We start from the raw sequence: 14,481 nt of genomic DNA, 5'->3' as shown, positions 1-14,481 counted from the left end.
AACACTCCCTACTTGCCGATGCAGAAGCTGGCAAAGATCTCGCCCAAAAGGTCGTCGACATCCACCCGGCCAACCAGCGCATCAAGTGCCCTCACAGCCTGCCGCAGATGCTCCGCCGCCAGTTCGACGCGCGAGTCGGGTCTTACCACTTCCGCCCGTGACTCGGCCAGAGCAGCGATTGCCGTTGTAACGGCCACGCGATGCCGTTCGCGCACCAAAGCGCCGGCGGACCCCACGCGCGCGTCCAGGATTTCCCCGATCCGCGCCATCAGTTCCGGCACGCCCGCACCGGTCTTGCCGGATACCGCCAGACCAGATGCCCCAGATATGGTGTCCGATTTCCCTATAACCACAAGATCATCGCCCGACGGCTCCAGCGGCAGCGCAGAGCCATCCGCCAGGAACAACCGCAAGTCCGCGGCTTCGGCCCGCGCCAAGGCCCGCTCGATCCCGGCGCGTTCCAGCCGATCCTCGGTGTCCCGCAGCCCTGCCGTGTCCAGGAACGTGACCGGCAGCCCAGCAATCTCCATGCGGACCTCGATCACATCCCGCGTCGTCCCGGCAATCTCGCTGGTAATCGCGGCCTCGCGCCCTGCAAGCTGGTTCAAAAGCGTGGACTTCCCGGCATTCGGCGCACCGACGATGGCGACCTCGAACCCGTCCCTGATCCGCTCGGCGGCAGACACCCCCGCCGCCTCACGCCCCAGATCGGCCATCAGCCCGTCGATCAGCACCAGCACCTCGGGCGAGACGTCCACCGGCACGTCCTCATCCGCGAAGTCGATGGTGGCTTCCAGCAGGGCCCCAGCCCGGATCAGGTCGCGCCGCCAGCCCTCTACCTTCTGCCCGACCGAGCCCGACAGCACCCGCACCGCCTGCTTGCGCTGTGCCTCCGTCTCGGCGTCGATCAGGTCCGCCAGCCCCTCGACCTGCGCCAGGTCCAGCACGCCGTTCTCCAGCGCGCGACGGGTGAACTCCCCCGGCTCTGCCAACCGCAGGCCAGGTTGCGCAGACAGGGCCCGCAGCACCGCGCCCACCACGGCAGGCCCACCGTGACAGTGCAGCTCCACCACCGCCTCGCCGGTGAAACTGGCGCCCTCGGCAAAGGACAGCACCAGCGCCTCGTCCAGCACCTCTCCACCCCAGGTCAGCCGCCGCAACCCCGCCACCCGCGCGGCAGGCAGCGACCCACAAAGCGCAAGACCGGCCGCAAGCGCGCCCGGTCCCGAGATCCGTACCACGGCGAGGCCCGACCGACCCCGCGCCGTGGCGAGGGCATAGATCGTGTCCATCGCCGCCGCCTATCAGGTGTTCATCGACTCGAAGAATTCGCCGTTCGATTTCGTCTGCTTCAGCTTCGAAATCAGGAACTCGATGGCATCCGTCGTGCCCATCGGGTTCAGGATGCGGCGCAGGACGTAGGTCTTCTGCAGGTCCATCTTGTCGACCAGCAGGTCTTCTTTCCGGGTGCCGGACTTCAGGATGTCCATCGCGGGGAAGACGCGCTTGTCGGCAACCTTGCGGTCCAGCACGATCTCAGAGTTACCGGTGCCCTTGAATTCTTCGAAGATCACTTCGTCCATCCGGCTGCCGGTGTCGATCAGCGCGGTGGCGATGATGGTCAGCGACCCGCCTTCCTCGATGTTCCGGGCAGCACCGAAGAAGCGCTTCGGGCGCTGCAGGGCGTTGGCGTCCACACCACCGGTCAGCACCTTGCCCGAGGACGGGACAACGGTGTTGAACGCGCGGCCAAGGCGGGTGATCGAGTCCAGCAGGATCACCACGTCGCGCTTGTGTTCGACCAGCCGCTTGGCCTTTTCGATCACCATTTCCGCCACCGCCACGTGCCGCGTCGCCGGTTCGTCGAAGGTCGAGGCGACAACCTCGCCCTTCACCGTGCGCTGCATGTCGGTGACTTCCTCGGGCCGTTCGTCGATCAGCAGAACGATCAGATAGCACTCCGGATGGTTCGTCGCGATCGAGTTGGCGATGTTCTGCAACAGCACCGTTTTGCCGGTCCGCGGCGGTGCCACGATCAGCCCGCGCTGGCCTTTGCCGATCGGGGCCACCAGGTCGATGATCCGGGCCGAGCGGTCCTTGATCGTCGGGTCCTCGACCTCCATCTTCAGCCGTTCGTCCGGATAAAGCGGCGTCAGGTTGTCGAAGTGAACCTTGTGCTTGGCCTTCTCCGGGTCATCGAAGTTGATCCGCGTGACATGCGTCATGCTGAAATACTTCTCGTTGTCCTTCGGCGCCTGCATCAGGCCTTCGATGGTATCCCCGGTCCGCAAGCTGAACTGGCGCAGGATCTCGGGGCCGACATAGATATCATCCGGGCCGGGCAGATAGTTGGCAGAGGGCGAACGCAGGAAGCCGAACCCGTCCTGCAGCACTTCCAGCACGCCGTCGCCGCCGATCTCCCAGCCTTCCTCGGCATGCTCCTTCAGAAGCGAGAACATCATCTCGCCCTTGCGCATGGAGGGGGCGTTCTCGATCTCCCACTCCTCAGCCATGGCCAGAAGGTCGGCCGGGGTCTTGGCCTTGAGTTCAGAGAGGTTCAAGCGTTCGACAGTCATGGAATACCTTTGGGCGGACCAGCCCCGTGGGGGGGCGTATCGTCGGGAAGTCTGGGACGGGAAGTGCGATGGACCGGACGGCCCTGCAAAGCCGCACCTAATCGGCGTCTTTGCAAAAGTCAATCAGAAGCGGGTGATGACCGCGAAGACGATGACCAGCATCAGAATCGTCGGGACCTCGTTCATCAGCCGGTAGGCCCTGCCATTGCGCGTATTGGTCCCCGCCAGGAACTCCTTGCGGCGCAGGCCCAGCCAGTGGTGGAACCAGGTCATGACCAGCACCCCGCCCGCCTTGACCCAGGGCCAGACGAAGGACCAGTCCACCACCCCCGGCGTGAAGACCAGCGCCAGGCCAAAGACCCAGGTCGCGATCATCGCCGGGTTCATGATCCCCCGCAGCAAGCGCCGCTCCATCGTCTGGAACATCCTGTCCGTCGCACTTCCGGCTTCGACCTGTTCGACGTGGTAGACAAACAGCCGGGGCAGATAGAAGATCCCCGCCATCCACGAGATCACCGACACCACGTGCAGCGACTTCGTCACCAGATACCAGTCGGCCAGAAAATCCGTGATCATCGCCAGCATCTTGTCCACCCAAAGCGCCTTCGTCCTTCTTCTATAAAGAAAGAATGAAAGAAGGAATGTGGATGATGTAGGCCCTGTGCAGAACTGGATTGGCCGGTTGGCCCCCAGACCCATCCACAGGGAGCGTTCTGGGGACAAGTCCGGGAAAACATCTCATCCAAGCAGAAGATCCAGAAATTACTGATCAATAACAGTAACTTACTCGAATATCCCGCCGCACCTGATCCACAGCCTCCAACCATCCCGACCCCCCGCACGACCATTTCTCCCGTACCGCGTGACAACCCCGTGCACAGCGGGATATCTCTGGCCGGACCACCCCGGACCACCCCGGATACCCACAGCACGCCACCACAGCCGCTTTCTCACCCCAACGGCACCCAGGAACAAACCGCGGATATCCACAGCCCCCATGATCCTTGCCTCCACCTCCCCGACCCGCCTTTCGATGCTCCGCGCCGCCGGCCTGGACCCCACCGCCATCGCCCCCCGCGTCGATGAAGCGACCATCCGCGACACCCTTGTGGCCGAGGGGGCGAACCCCCGCGACATCGCCGATGCCCTGGCCGAGATGAAGGCCCGCAAGGTCGCCGAGAAACACCCGACCGACCTTGTCCTTGGATGCGACCAGGTCCTCGCCCTTGACCGCGAAACCTTTGCCAAGCCTCAGACCCCCGACGACGCCCGCGCCCAACTCCGCGCCTTGCGGGGCAAGACCCACAAGCTGCTCTCCGCGATCGTCGTCTATGAAAACGCCGAACCCGTCTGGCGTACCATCGGCGAAGCCCGTCTGACCATGCACCCGATCTCCGACGCCTACCTGAACGATTACGTCGACCGGAACTGGGACTCGATCCGCCACTCCGTCGGCTGCTACAAGGTCGAGGAGGAAGGCGTCCGCCTCTTCTCGGCCATCCACGGCGACCATTTCACCATTCTTGGCCTACCGCTCCTGCCGCTGTTGGCATGGCTTGGCAACCGGGGCATGATCGCCACATGACCGACTACCCCCGCATCCCGCTTGCCGCCGTCCTGGGCCATCCCATCGCCCACAGCCGCAGCCCCGCGCTGCATGGCTACTGGCTCAAGCGTTACGGCATCAAGGGCCACTACATCCCCATCGACATCGCCCCTGTCGATCTGCCCCGCCTCCTCCGCATCCTGCCCGAACTGGGCTTCGTCGGTTGCAACGTCACCATCCCGCACAAAGAGGCGATCCTTCAGATCGCCGATGTCGTCACTGACCGCGCCGCTCTGATCGGGGCCGCAAATACGCTGATCTTCCGCAAGGATGGCAAGATCCACGCCGACAACACCGACGGTTCCGGCTTCATCGCCAATCTCCGCCAGAACGCCCCGGACTGGAAGCCCGCGTCCGGCCCTGCCGTTGTCCTTGGCGCAGGCGGAGCAGCCCGCGCTGTCGTCGCCGCGCTGATCGAAGTGGGCGTTCCCGAGATTCGCCTTACCAACCGCACCCGCGCCCGGGCCGATGCGATCCGCCACGACTTCGGTGCCAAGATCCATGTCCACGAATGGACCCAGGCCCCGAACCTGATGGACGACGCCGTTACAGTCATCAACACCACCTCCCTTGGTATGACCGGCAAGCAGGACTTCCACGTCCCGCTGTACCGGATGAACCCCAAGGCGCTGTGCAACGACCTGGTCTACACCCCGCTGAAAACCCAGTTCCTGATCGAGGCCGAGGACCGTGGTGCCACCGTTGTCGACGGCCTTGGCATGCTGCTCCACCAGGCCGCTCCCGGCTTCGAACGCTGGTTCGGCCAGCGCCCCGAAGTGGACGAGGCCACCCGTCAGGCCGTCCTGTCCGCATGAGTTTCGTCCTCGGCCTCACCGGCTCGATCGGCATGGGCAAATCGACCACGGCGCAGATGTTCGCGGACGAAGGCCTGCCCGTCTGGGACGCCGACGCCACTGTCCACCGCCTGTACCACCCCGGCCAACCGGCCGCCCTAGCCATCGCTGCGCTTTTCCCCGGCGCAATCGACCCTGACGGACAGGTCAACCGCGCCGCCCTTCGCGCCATGATCCAGGCCGACGCGACGGTCCTCGACCGCCTCAATGCCGCCGTCCATCCCCTCGTCGCCGCCGACCGCGCCGCCTTCCTTGCACGCAACGAAGCCGACGAGATCGTTCTCCTCGACGTGCCGCTTCTGTACGAGATCGGCTTGGACACAGCCTGCAACGCCGTCGCCGTCGTCTCTGCCCCCGCTGCGGTCCAGCGCCAGCGCGTCCTTGACCGTGGCGCCATGACCGAAGCCGAGTTTCAGACCATCCTCTCCCGCCAGCTTCCCGATGCCGAAAAGCGCAAGCGGGCGACCTACGTCATTCCCACGACCAGCCTTGAAGCCGCCCATCAAGCTGTGAGAGATGTGCTGGCAGACATCCGGCGGACCAAAGATGCGTGAAATCGTCCTCGACACCGAAACCACCGGCTTCGAGCCCGCCGAAGGCCACCGCATCGTCGAAATCGGCGCCATCGAGCTTTTCAACCACCTGCCCACCGGCCGCACCTACCACCAATACATCAACCCTGAACGCGGCATGCCCGCTGGCGCGTTCGAAGTGCACGGCATTGGCCACGACATCCTGGAAACCCCCGGCAAGTCCGTCCCCGGCGGCGTCACCCTGCGGGACAAGCCGGTCTTTGCCAGGGTCGGCCAGGCCTTCCTCGATTTCATCGGCGACGCGCAGCTGGTGATCCACAACGCCGCTTTCGACATGAAATTCCTGAACCACGAGCTTCAGCGGTGCGGCCTGCCCAACCTGCCCTACGCCCGCGCGACCGATACCCTGATGATCGCCCGGTCCAAGTTCCCCGGCTCACCCGCCTCGCTGGATGCGCTGTGCCGGCGTTTCAGCATCGACAACTCGATGCGGGAAAAGCACGGCGCGCTTCTCGACAGCGAAATACTGGCCGAAGTCTATCTGGAACTGATCGGCGGTCGGCAGCCCGACCTTGTCCTCAGCTCCGCCGCCCCTGCGCCCACCCGCAGCGCCTCGGGCGATCTGATCACCTGGCGTCCCCGCCCACGGCCCGAGCCGCTGCCTCCGCGCATCACGGAAGCAGAGCTTGCCTCCCATGCCGCGATGGTCGGCAAGCTGGGTGACGCAGCGATCTGGAAGAAAGAAGCCTAGCGGACGACCGATGTGGCGGGTGCAATCCGCGCCCTTGGGAAGGGGCTAAGGGCGAGAAGTTGCAACCTCTCGCCCTGCAAAACGCCTGATCAGTTGATCTTTTCAGCTGGGGCCGGCGAGGCGGCTTGCGCCTGTGCCCGACGCGCCAGCTCTTGCCGGTACAGCGCCATGAAATCCACCTGGTCCACGTTCAGGGGCGGGAAGCCCCCGTCGCGCGTCAGGTCCGAGATGATGCGGCGCACATAAGGGAACATCAGCCGCGGGCATTCGATCAGCAGGAACGGATGCAGCTGCTCCTCTGCTACCCCCTCGATCAGGAAGGTGCTGCCGTATTCCAGCTCCAGCAGGAACAGCACGTCGCCGTTGACCTTGTTCTTCGAGGTCACCTTGAACTTGGTGATCACCTCGTACTGGTTCGCCACCGGGCGCTTGCGGGCGTCCAGGCTGACGGCGACCTGAATGTCGGGCTGCACTTCGCCTGCGGTCAGGCCCTTCTGCACGACAAGGTTTTCAAAGGACATGTCGCGCACGTACTGGGCCAGCACCTGCATCTTGATCTGCGCCGGGGTCGCTGCCGCGCCGTTCCCTGCCGGGGTTTCGTCTGCCATTTCCGGGTCTCCCAAACGGATTTGTCGCTTTCCTATCAGGTCGGGCGTCGGCCCTCAATGCTGCGGTTGGAGCCAACGAAAAAGGCCGACCCCGAAGGCCGGCCAATCCTTAACTGTTCATGAATCCGCGCGCCTAAGCCGCTGATTCCAAAGTGCTTGCAAAACTGTCCACGCTGGACAGTCTTACAGAACCTCGCTCATTTTGACGACGCGACCTTCCGCGACCGATTTCAGCGCCGCCTCGGCCAGGGCCAGGGCCAGCAGCCCATCCTCACCCGACGGGCTTGCCTTCGCCTTGCCCCCCATAGCGTCAATGAAGGCCGCAATTTCGGCCGCGTAGGCCTCGGTATAGCGGGTCATGAAGAAGTCGTGCAGCGGCGGCCGGGTATACCCCGCACCCGTCGCAACCTCGATGGACACCGGCCGCTGGTTTTCCGCCGCGACCGAGCCGCCCGACCCATGCACCTCGATCCGCTGGTCGTACCCGTAGGTCGCCCGGCGCGAGTTCGAGATGACCGCCATCTTCCCCGACGCCGTCTTCAGCATAACCTGAACAGAATCGCTGTCACCCGCCTTGCCAATCGCCGGGTCCACCAGAACCGCCGCCATCGCCGACACTTCCGACACTTCCTCACCCAGCAGGAACCGCGCCATGTCGAAATCATGGATCGTCATGTCTCGGAAAATCCCGCCCGACCGCTTGATATAATCGACCGGAGGTGCCCCCGGATCACGGCTGGTGATCGTCACCATCTCGACGGTCCCGATGGTCCCCTTATCGATCTCGGCCCGGACCGCCATGAAATGCGGGTCGAAACGGCGGTTGAAGCCGACCATCAGCGTGCCCTTCGCGGCGCGGACGACCTCCAGGCACTGCTTCACGCGTGCCAGCGACAGGTCGATCGGCTTTTCGCAGAACACCGCCTTGCCTGCGCGAACGAACTGCTCGATCAGGTCGGCGTGGGTATCCGTCGGCGTACAGATCACCACCGCGTCAATATCCTTGGCCGCCGCGATGACATCAATCGACCGCACGTCGCAGCCATACTGATCCGCAATCGCCTGTGCCGCCGCCGGCATCGCGTCGCTTACCGCCACCAACGTCGCACCGGAGTTCCCGGAAACCGCCTTCGCATGAACCTTCCCGATGCGCCCCGCACCCAGAAGCCCGAACCTGATCGTCATAGTCTCTCCTTAGCCCCGGGCTGCCCCCGGCGTTTGTCAAACTTCAGGCGTAGGTGGCGTCGCTGCCGCCCTTGACCCCGGTGATGTAGCTCACGATGTCATTGCCGTCGGTCTCGTCCTTCCGCAAGGAGGCGACGATGCGACCCCGGCGAAAAACCACGATCCGGTCGACCAGATCGAAGACCTGCCGCAGATTGTGGCTGATCAGGATCATCGGGATGCCGCGCTCCTTCAGGCCCCGGATGATGTTCTCGACCTGAGCCGTCTCCTGCACCCCCAGCGCCGCCGTGGGTTCGTCCATGATCACCAGCTTCGACGCAAAAGCCGCCGTCCGCGCGATGGACACGCACTGGCGCTGGCCGCCCGACATGTTGCGGATCGGGTTGTCGACGTTGGGAATCTTGACTGCCGTGGTCGCCAAGGCCTCCATCGTCCGCTCGCGCATCGTCTTGCGGTCCAGCCAGGAAAACGGCCCCAGTTTGAACTTGAAGAGCTCGCGCCCCAGGAACAGGTTCGACGGCACATCCAGATCATCGGCCAGCGCCAGGGTCTGGAACACCGTCTCGATCCCCGATTGCCGCGCTTCCAGCGGACCGGAAAAGTGAACCGGCTGGCCGTCGAAGATGACCTCGCCGCTCGTCCGCTGCTCCACCGCCGTCACCTGGCGCACAAAGGTGGATTTCCCCGCCCCGTTGTCGCCCACGACGGCGACATGCTCGCCCTCGTGCAGGATGAAGTTCGCGTCGTCCAGCGCATGCACGCCGCCGTAGTGCTTGGTCAGGCCGCGGGTTTCCAGAATGATCTTTGACATAGGTCTACCCCCGGGTCCGTTTGCGTTGACGCCACTGGTCCAAGACCACCGCGCCGACGATGATCGCGCCCTTGACCATCTCCTGGTAGTAGGCGTCCAGCTTGATCGAGGTGAATCCCGAGATGATCACCGAAAAGATCGCGGCACCCAGCACGGTGCCCAGAATCGAGCCGCGACCCCCGGCCAGCGAAACGCCGCCAATGACGGCCATCGCGATAGCATCGAGTTCATACATCACCCCCATGCCCGCCTGGGCCGTGAGGTTCTTCGACGTCAGCAGAACTGCCGCGACGGCCGCCAGCAGCCCGGCGATGGCATAGACCAGCACCTTGTGACGGTCGGTGTTGATCCCCGACATCCGCGCCGCCGCTTCGTTCGACCCGATGGCGTAGGACCGCTTGCCGTACAGGGTGTAGGTCATGATGACGTGGAACAGGATCGCCAGCAGCACGAAGATCACGGCGGGGTTCTGGCCCTGCCAGGACAACAGGCCGAAGGTCATGCCACCCAGAAGGTCGCCGTTTGCCAAGGTCCCGTAGGTCTCGGTCGGGAAGCTGACCGGCTGGCCGTTGGACCACCACCGCGCGACACCGCGGGCCGAGACCATCACGCCAAGCGTGGCGATGAAGGGCGGGATCTTGGTGTAGGCCACCAGCAAGCCGTTGATAAGTCCGGCAAAGAGGCCACAGGCAAGTCCGATGACTATGGGCACGATCACCGGCAGATCCATCGCCCAGTCGCCGAAGATCGCTTTCGGATTGGGGTTGCCGTTGACCATCGCGGTCTGCGCAAAGCTCATCGTCACCATCGCGGTGGCGCCAACCACGGACCCCGACGACAGGTCGATCCCGCCGATGATGATCACCTGCGTCACACCCAAGGCGATGATCCCGATGATCGCGACCTGCAGGATCATGATGTCCAGCCGCTGCTGGTTGAAGATCGCGTCGACATTGTCGCGCATGTTGAACAGGAAGGACCCGCCCTGCATGCGGTTCAGGATTTCGAAGATCAGGACGATCAGCACAAGCGCGCCGAACACGTTCCACTCCGGCGCGCGGGTGCGCTTCGTCGGATCGTATTTCAAGCCGCCCAGGCCATGCGTTGCTTCTGCCACGTCGCCCTCCTCCCCAAAGATGCGATAAGGAAAACTGGCCGATGTTGCCCCACCCGGCCAGTGAAAACGGGGCGACTGTTGCCAGCCGCCCCGAGGTGCCCGGAAGGGCTTAGTTCTTCGACAGGTAGCCGTCGATGTTCGCCGGAGTCACCAGTTCGAACGGAACGTAGACCTTCTGCTCGACCGCTTCGCCGGCAGCCAGCTTGACGGCTGCGTCCAGTGCGCCGCCGCCCTGGGCCGCCGCGTTCTGGAACACGGTGATGTCCAGCTCGCCAGCCTGCATCGAGGCCAGCGCGTCCTGGGTCGCATCGACGCCCGAGACGATGACCGCATCCATGCCGATGCCCGCAGCCTTGATCGCCTGGATCGCACCCAGAGCCATCTCGTCGTTGTTGGCCAGCACACCGTCGAAGGCAGCGCCGGTCGACAGCCAGTTGGTCATCAGCGACTGCGCCTGGTCACGCGATCAGTTGGCGGTTTGCTGGTCGATCACGGTGACCTTGACCTTGCATTCGCCGGCTTCGATCACGTCGGTGTAGTTCTGCGTGCGCTGCACGGCGGCCTGGTTCGACAGTTCGCCCTGCATGACGTAGACGCTGACTTCGGTCTTGCCGGCAGCAGCCCACTGGTTGCACTGCTCGATGAAGCCCTGACGCGACGACTCCGACTCGTTCGAAGCGACGAAGGCCTGGTTGTCGGGCAGGGTGTCGACGTTGATCGGCTGGCGGTTGACGTAGACCAGCGGCACGCCGGCAGCGGCAGCGGCATCCGACATCGCTTGCGTGGCCGAGGTGTCGACCGGGTTCACGATGATCGCGTCAACGCCCGAGGCGATGAAGTTGTTGATCTGGTCCAGCTGCTTGGCCACGTCGTTCTGCGCGTCCTCGATCTGCACCGACAGACCGGCCGCGTCGGCCTGGGTCTGGATGCCGTTGCGCAGGACGGTCAGGAAGTTGTCGTCGAACAGTGCCATCGACACGCCGATCCCGTCCGCCATCGCGGTGGTCCCAAGCAGCGAGGCGAAGCCTGCAGCGATAAGGGTCTTCTTCATGGGTCATTCCTCCCGGTTATTGTCCGCTGTCCACTACAGCGGTTCAATTCAGATTCCCGTCGCGCCGCCTCCCTGCGTGCGACGGGTGAGCTCGTCAGTTCCGAAGCCGCAGACTGAGGAGTCGCACTCCCTGCGTCAACCGATTCTTGCAACCGGTTGCAAAACTGTTCATGCGTGGACCTTCGCCATGTGGTCCATGCTGGCCCGCAGCGCCGTCGCCGGGTCCTGCAAAGCGTGGACTTCCGGAGAGAACGCCTCGAAGCTGACCGGCCCGTTCCAGCCCGCCGCCTGCAGCGCCGCGATCTGCTCCACGTTGCCCAGCCGATCCCCCGGCGTCACCAGCACCCGGTGCGGATCGCGCATGTCGTTGACTCCGACCTCCTGATCCACCACGCCCGAGACGTGGACGATCCCGGTGTGCTCGGGGAACAGCGGCCCGCCGTGGGCCAGCGTGTGGTGGAACGTGTCGTGGACCAGCTTGAAGCGGCCCTTGCCGCCGACAGCCTCGATCCCCTCGACGGCTTCCGTCTTGTAGCGCAGCGCACAGATTTCGAAGCCCAAGGGTTCGACCATGCCCACCAGGTTGTGATCCTCCAGCATCGGCTTCAGCGCCTTCAGCGCCACCCGCAGGTTCGCCTGCCGCTCGCCATTGCCCATCCCTTGGTTGTCGTTGCGCGGGATCAGGCTGACCGCTTCCGCACCCGCAGCCTGCGCGATCTTCATCAGCGACAGCGCCTCGGCCTCCTTGTCCGCGGACCAGTCGTTGAAGCGCTTGACCTCGGCCACCGCCAGCAGACGCAGTCCGTTTTCGCGGACATGTGCGCCGCCTTCGGCTGGGTCCATCCCGTCGAACAGCGGCTGGGGCAGGTCGTTGCGGACCTCGATGCCGACCAGACCCAGCGACTTCGACAGGGCCACAAGCTCGCGGAACGAAAGGCGGGCCACCGTCATGTGGTTCAGTGCGAAGTGGATCATATCGGGCCTCCCAACCGCGGCAATTTCTTGCGGTGGACCATCTGCGAGACTCTCCCGTCGCGTCAATCCGCCGCGGAGCGTTCCCGTCATTTCTGACGAAACGACAAGCAGACACGTGATTGTTTTTCGTCAGACACTCTCGGGCAGATAAAGGTCCGGCGGCAGGAAGTGCTGGCCCTGCACCGGGACCATGCCCTCGGTCACCGCCTCGGTCGCCAGGCGGACCAGGTCGTCGCACAACCGCTGCAGCGGGGTGGCGATGACCATCGTCACGTGCCGCCCGATCAGCGCGGCCCGGCTTTCAGGGGTCAGCTCGTTCACCACCAGCGCCACCTCTCCCGGCTGCCGAGCCTCGCGGACCGCCGCAATGGCACCCTCCATCCCGCCGCCCGCGCAATAGATCCCCCGCAGGTCGGGGTGCCGCGACAGAAGGTCCAGCGTCGCCTCATAGGTGAGCTGGCGGGTCTCCAGGTTGATCAGCGTATCCAGCACCTGGAACTGGGGCGCATGTTCGCGGAAAAAGCTGCGCACCCCAGTTTCCCGCAGCTCATGCCCGTGCCAGCGGTAACCCCCGACGAAAACCGCGATTTTCCCCGCATGGTGCGAGGCGGTCGCAATCATGTGCGCCGCGATCCGCCCGACCTTCAGGTTGTTGAGACCAAGGTAGTTCTGCCGCACCCCCTGGCCAAAGTCGTTCAGCAGCGAAAAACAGGGAATGCCTTTCGCGTTCAGCTTCATCACGGCTTCCGTCACCTCGGGGTGTGTCACGGCGGTGGCGGCAATCGCATCGACCCGGCCCGCCATGGCCTCCATCAGTTCGGTGAAGTCCTTCGGGGATTGCGATGCCGCGAAAGCCACCTGAAGCGAGGCGCGCACACCGGTCGCCTGGATCACCGCGCGTTCCGCTTCAATCTTGAATTGCTGATAGAAGGACTGCCGCTCCTTGTGCAGCACCAAGCCCAACCGCAACCGGGGCAAGTCTGCATGGACCCTTTGCCCGATCAGGGGTGCTGCGTGATAGCCGATCAGGCGGGCGGCCTCATAGACCTTGCGGGCGGTTTCTTCCCGCACCTTCTCGCGGCCGTTCAGTACCCGGTCGACGGTGGCGGATGAAACGCCGGCCTCGCGGGCGACGTCGTGAATGGTGGGGCGGTTTGCCATTAGGTTTTGACGAAAATCCATCAAGATGCGCCCGCATCATGATGGCCCATGACGAAACCTGCAAGGAACTCTATTGGCGTTCTGGCCCAGACCGACTTATCCACGACATCGGGAAGACGCTTCTGACGGGAAGCGCAGGGAAACGCAGCGGAGTCAGAGATGAGCAAGCGCGACTACAGCCTTTTCGGGCCCGACGCCAAGCGCGCGGTGGAAAGCGGGCTGACCGCAGCCGAGTGGTATCACACGGAAGTGCCGCGCAAGGTGATGAAGGACCTGATGGCGCGCAGCGACGCGCCCGCGATCCGCGACACCATCATCCTTTATGGCAGCATGATCGTCCTTGCCGGGATCGGCATCGCCCTCTGGCCGACCTTGTGGTCCGCCCCGTTCTGGCTGGCTTACGGCGTCCTTTACGGCTCGGCCTCCGACGCGCGCTGGCATGAATGCGGCCACGGCACCGCGTTCAAGACGCCCTGGATGAACGACTGGGTCTACCAGATCGCCAGCTTCATGATCATGCGCAACTCCGCCACCTGGCGGTGGAGCCACGCGCGCCATCATTCCGAGACCTACCTCGTCGGCCGCGACCCCGAAATCGCGGTGATGCGCCCGCCCGAGGTGGCCAAGCTGGTCCTGAACTTCTTCGGCATCCTTGATGTCATCGCCTTCTTCCCGCGCATCCTGAAGAACGCCATCTCCGGGCCTACGCCCGAGGAACGGACCTATGTCCCGCAAAGCGAATGGGGCAAGGTGCAGCGCGTCGCCATCGTCCATGTGTCGATCTATGCCGCCACGCTGGCGCTTGCGGTCTGGATGCAGTCGATCCTGCCGCTGATGGTGATCGGCCTGCCCCGGATGTACGGCGCCTGGCACCACGTCATGACCGGCCTTCTCCAGCACGGCGGCCTTGCCGACAACGTCGTCGATCACCGGCTTAACAGCCGCACGGTGTACATGAACCCGGTCAGCCGCTTCATCTACTGGAACATGAACTACCACGTCGAACACCACATGTTCCCGATGGTGCCCTACCACGCCCTGCCGCGCCTGCATGAGGTGATCAAGGCCGACCTGCCGCCGCCCAACCGCTCCATCGCCGAGGCGTTCCGCGAAATGTGGCCAGCCATCAAGCGCCAGGTCATGAACGAGGACTACTATGTTCGCCGCGACCTGCCGCCGACGGCAAAACCCTACCGCGAAGATTTCCACCAATACGTGCCGGGCATGATGCCCACCGCCGCCGCAGAATAAGG

At 64.3% G+C, this 14,481-nt stretch carries 14 protein-coding genes and 1 pseudogene; 5 read left to right on the top strand and 10 right to left on the bottom strand.

The features are described 5' to 3' along the window. Positions 1 to 8 precede the first annotated feature (8 nt). The 3 genes from mnmE to Q0C42_RS04200 all read right to left on the bottom strand — a co-directional run bounded on the left by mnmE (position 9) and on the right by Q0C42_RS04200 (position 3,152). Positions 9 to 1,292 (bottom strand): tRNA uridine-5-carboxymethylaminomethyl(34) synthesis GTPase MnmE, encoded by a 1,284-nt coding sequence (mnmE, locus tag Q0C42_RS04210; protein ID WP_295072387.1) that lies wholly within the window; start codon positions 1,290 to 1,292, stop codon positions 9 to 11. A 12-nt stretch (positions 1,293 to 1,304) separates the two neighbouring features. After that, positions 1,305 to 2,576 (bottom strand): transcription termination factor Rho, encoded by a 1,272-nt coding sequence (gene rho, locus Q0C42_RS04205; RefSeq protein WP_295072384.1) that lies wholly within the window; start codon positions 2,574 to 2,576, stop codon positions 1,305 to 1,307. 123 nt (positions 2,577 to 2,699) lie between these two features. Further along, complete coding sequence (locus Q0C42_RS04200) at positions 2,700 to 3,152, bottom strand: CopD family protein (RefSeq protein ID WP_295072831.1); 453 nt, start codon at positions 3,150 to 3,152, stop codon at positions 2,700 to 2,702. 421 nt (positions 3,153 to 3,573) lie between these two features. On the opposite strand from Q0C42_RS04200, the gene Q0C42_RS04195 reads away from it, so the two are divergent. Genes Q0C42_RS04195 through dnaQ form a run of 4 tightly spaced genes read left to right on the top strand, consistent with a single transcriptional unit; the run spans position 3,574 to position 6,320 of the window. Continuing rightward, complete coding sequence (locus Q0C42_RS04195) at positions 3,574 to 4,161, top strand: nucleoside triphosphate pyrophosphatase (RefSeq protein WP_295072381.1); 588 nt, start codon at positions 3,574 to 3,576, stop codon at positions 4,159 to 4,161. After that, positions 4,158 to 4,997: a shikimate dehydrogenase gene (locus Q0C42_RS04190; RefSeq protein WP_295072378.1), complete on the top strand. Its 840-nt coding sequence runs from the start codon at positions 4,158 to 4,160 to the stop codon at positions 4,995 to 4,997. Before Q0C42_RS04195 ends, Q0C42_RS04190 begins: the two co-directional genes overlap by 4 nt. After that, a complete protein-coding gene (gene coaE / locus Q0C42_RS04185) occupies positions 4,994 to 5,590 on the top strand; it encodes a dephospho-CoA kinase (RefSeq protein WP_295072376.1) in 597 nt (198 codons plus the stop codon). The genes Q0C42_RS04190 and coaE overlap by 4 nt, the downstream gene beginning before the upstream one ends. Continuing rightward, a complete protein-coding gene (dnaQ, locus tag Q0C42_RS04180; protein WP_295072373.1) occupies positions 5,583 to 6,320 on the top strand; it encodes a DNA polymerase III subunit epsilon in 738 nt (245 codons plus the stop codon). The genes coaE and dnaQ overlap by 8 nt, the downstream gene beginning before the upstream one ends. Positions 6,321 to 6,409: 89 nt before the next feature. Here the strand turns inward: dnaQ and secB are convergent, their stop codons facing one another. The 7 genes and pseudogenes from secB to Q0C42_RS04145 form a co-directional block, all read right to left on the bottom strand. Continuing rightward, positions 6,410 to 6,928, bottom strand: coding sequence for a protein-export chaperone SecB (gene secB / locus Q0C42_RS04175; RefSeq protein ID WP_295072371.1), 519 nt, complete (start codon positions 6,926 to 6,928; stop codon positions 6,410 to 6,412). 183 nt (positions 6,929 to 7,111) lie between these two features. Then, positions 7,112 to 8,113, bottom strand: coding sequence for an inositol 2-dehydrogenase (gene iolG / locus Q0C42_RS04170; protein ID WP_295072368.1), 1,002 nt, complete (start codon positions 8,111 to 8,113; stop codon positions 7,112 to 7,114). 43 nt (positions 8,114 to 8,156) lie between these two features. After that, positions 8,157 to 8,924, bottom strand: a complete 768-nt coding sequence (locus Q0C42_RS04165) for an ATP-binding cassette domain-containing protein (protein WP_295072365.1) — start codon at positions 8,922 to 8,924, stop codon at positions 8,157 to 8,159. Between the two features lie 4 nt (positions 8,925 to 8,928). Further along, complete coding sequence (locus tag Q0C42_RS04160; RefSeq protein WP_295072362.1) at positions 8,929 to 10,041, bottom strand: ABC transporter permease; 1,113 nt, start codon at positions 10,039 to 10,041, stop codon at positions 8,929 to 8,931. A 109-nt stretch (positions 10,042 to 10,150) separates the two neighbouring features. Next, positions 10,151 to 11,092 (bottom strand): annotated as a pseudogene (locus Q0C42_RS04155) (substrate-binding domain-containing protein). A gap of 168 nt (positions 11,093 to 11,260) precedes the next feature. Beyond that, entirely contained in the window at positions 11,261 to 12,067 is an 807-nt protein-coding gene (locus Q0C42_RS04150) for a TIM barrel protein (RefSeq protein ID WP_295072359.1), read from the bottom strand. A 129-nt stretch (positions 12,068 to 12,196) separates the two neighbouring features. Beyond that, entirely contained in the window at positions 12,197 to 13,228 is a 1,032-nt protein-coding gene (locus Q0C42_RS04145) for a LacI family DNA-binding transcriptional regulator (protein WP_295072357.1), read from the bottom strand. 159 nt (positions 13,229 to 13,387) lie between these two features. Between Q0C42_RS04145 and Q0C42_RS04140 the strand changes: the two genes are divergently transcribed. Further along, positions 13,388 to 14,479, top strand: a complete 1,092-nt coding sequence (locus Q0C42_RS04140; RefSeq protein ID WP_295072355.1) for a fatty acid desaturase family protein — start codon at positions 13,388 to 13,390, stop codon at positions 14,477 to 14,479. The last annotated feature ends 2 nt before the right edge of the window (positions 14,480 to 14,481 follow it).

This window comes from Tabrizicola sp., assembly GCF_022842145.1.
In the GTDB taxonomy this organism is placed as follows: Bacteria; Pseudomonadota; Alphaproteobacteria; order Rhodobacterales; family Rhodobacteraceae; genus Tabrizicola.
Note: the sequence above shows the minus strand (reverse complement) of the source record. Positions and strands in the feature narration are given on the sequence as shown.

Bases quoted from the DNA above. Each gene is read 5' to 3' on its own strand.
- secB (WP_295072371.1), bottom strand. From the start codon at position 6,928: ATGGCAGACGAAACCCCGGCAGGGAACGGCGCGGCAGCGACCCCGGCG.
- Q0C42_RS04140 (WP_295072355.1), top strand. From the start codon at position 13,388: ATGAGCAAGCGCGACTACAGCCTTTTCGGGCCCGACGCCAAGCGCGCG.
- coaE (WP_295072376.1), top strand. From the start codon at position 4,994: ATGAGTTTCGTCCTCGGCCTCACCGGCTCGATCGGCATGGGCAAATCG.
- mnmE (WP_295072387.1), bottom strand. From the start codon at position 1,292: ATGGACACGATCTATGCCCTCGCCACGGCGCGGGGTCGGTCGGGCCTC.
- Q0C42_RS04150 (WP_295072359.1), bottom strand. From the start codon at position 12,067: ATGATCCACTTCGCACTGAACCACATGACGGTGGCCCGCCTTTCGTTC.
- Q0C42_RS04165 (WP_295072365.1), bottom strand. From the start codon at position 8,924: ATGTCAAAGATCATTCTGGAAACCCGCGGCCTGACCAAGCACTACGGC.
- iolG (WP_295072368.1), bottom strand. From the start codon at position 8,113: ATGACGATCAGGTTCGGGCTTCTGGGTGCGGGGCGCATCGGGAAGGTT.
- Q0C42_RS04195 (WP_295072381.1), top strand. From the start codon at position 3,574: ATGATCCTTGCCTCCACCTCCCCGACCCGCCTTTCGATGCTCCGCGCC.
- Q0C42_RS04145 (WP_295072357.1), bottom strand. From the start codon at position 13,228: ATGGCAAACCGCCCCACCATTCACGACGTCGCCCGCGAGGCCGGCGTT.
- dnaQ (WP_295072373.1), top strand. From the start codon at position 5,583: ATGCGTGAAATCGTCCTCGACACCGAAACCACCGGCTTCGAGCCCGCC.
- Q0C42_RS04200 (WP_295072831.1), bottom strand. From the start codon at position 3,152: ATGATCACGGATTTTCTGGCCGACTGGTATCTGGTGACGAAGTCGCTG.
- rho (WP_295072384.1), bottom strand. From the start codon at position 2,576: ATGACTGTCGAACGCTTGAACCTCTCTGAACTCAAGGCCAAGACCCCG.
- Q0C42_RS04190 (WP_295072378.1), top strand. From the start codon at position 4,158: ATGACCGACTACCCCCGCATCCCGCTTGCCGCCGTCCTGGGCCATCCC.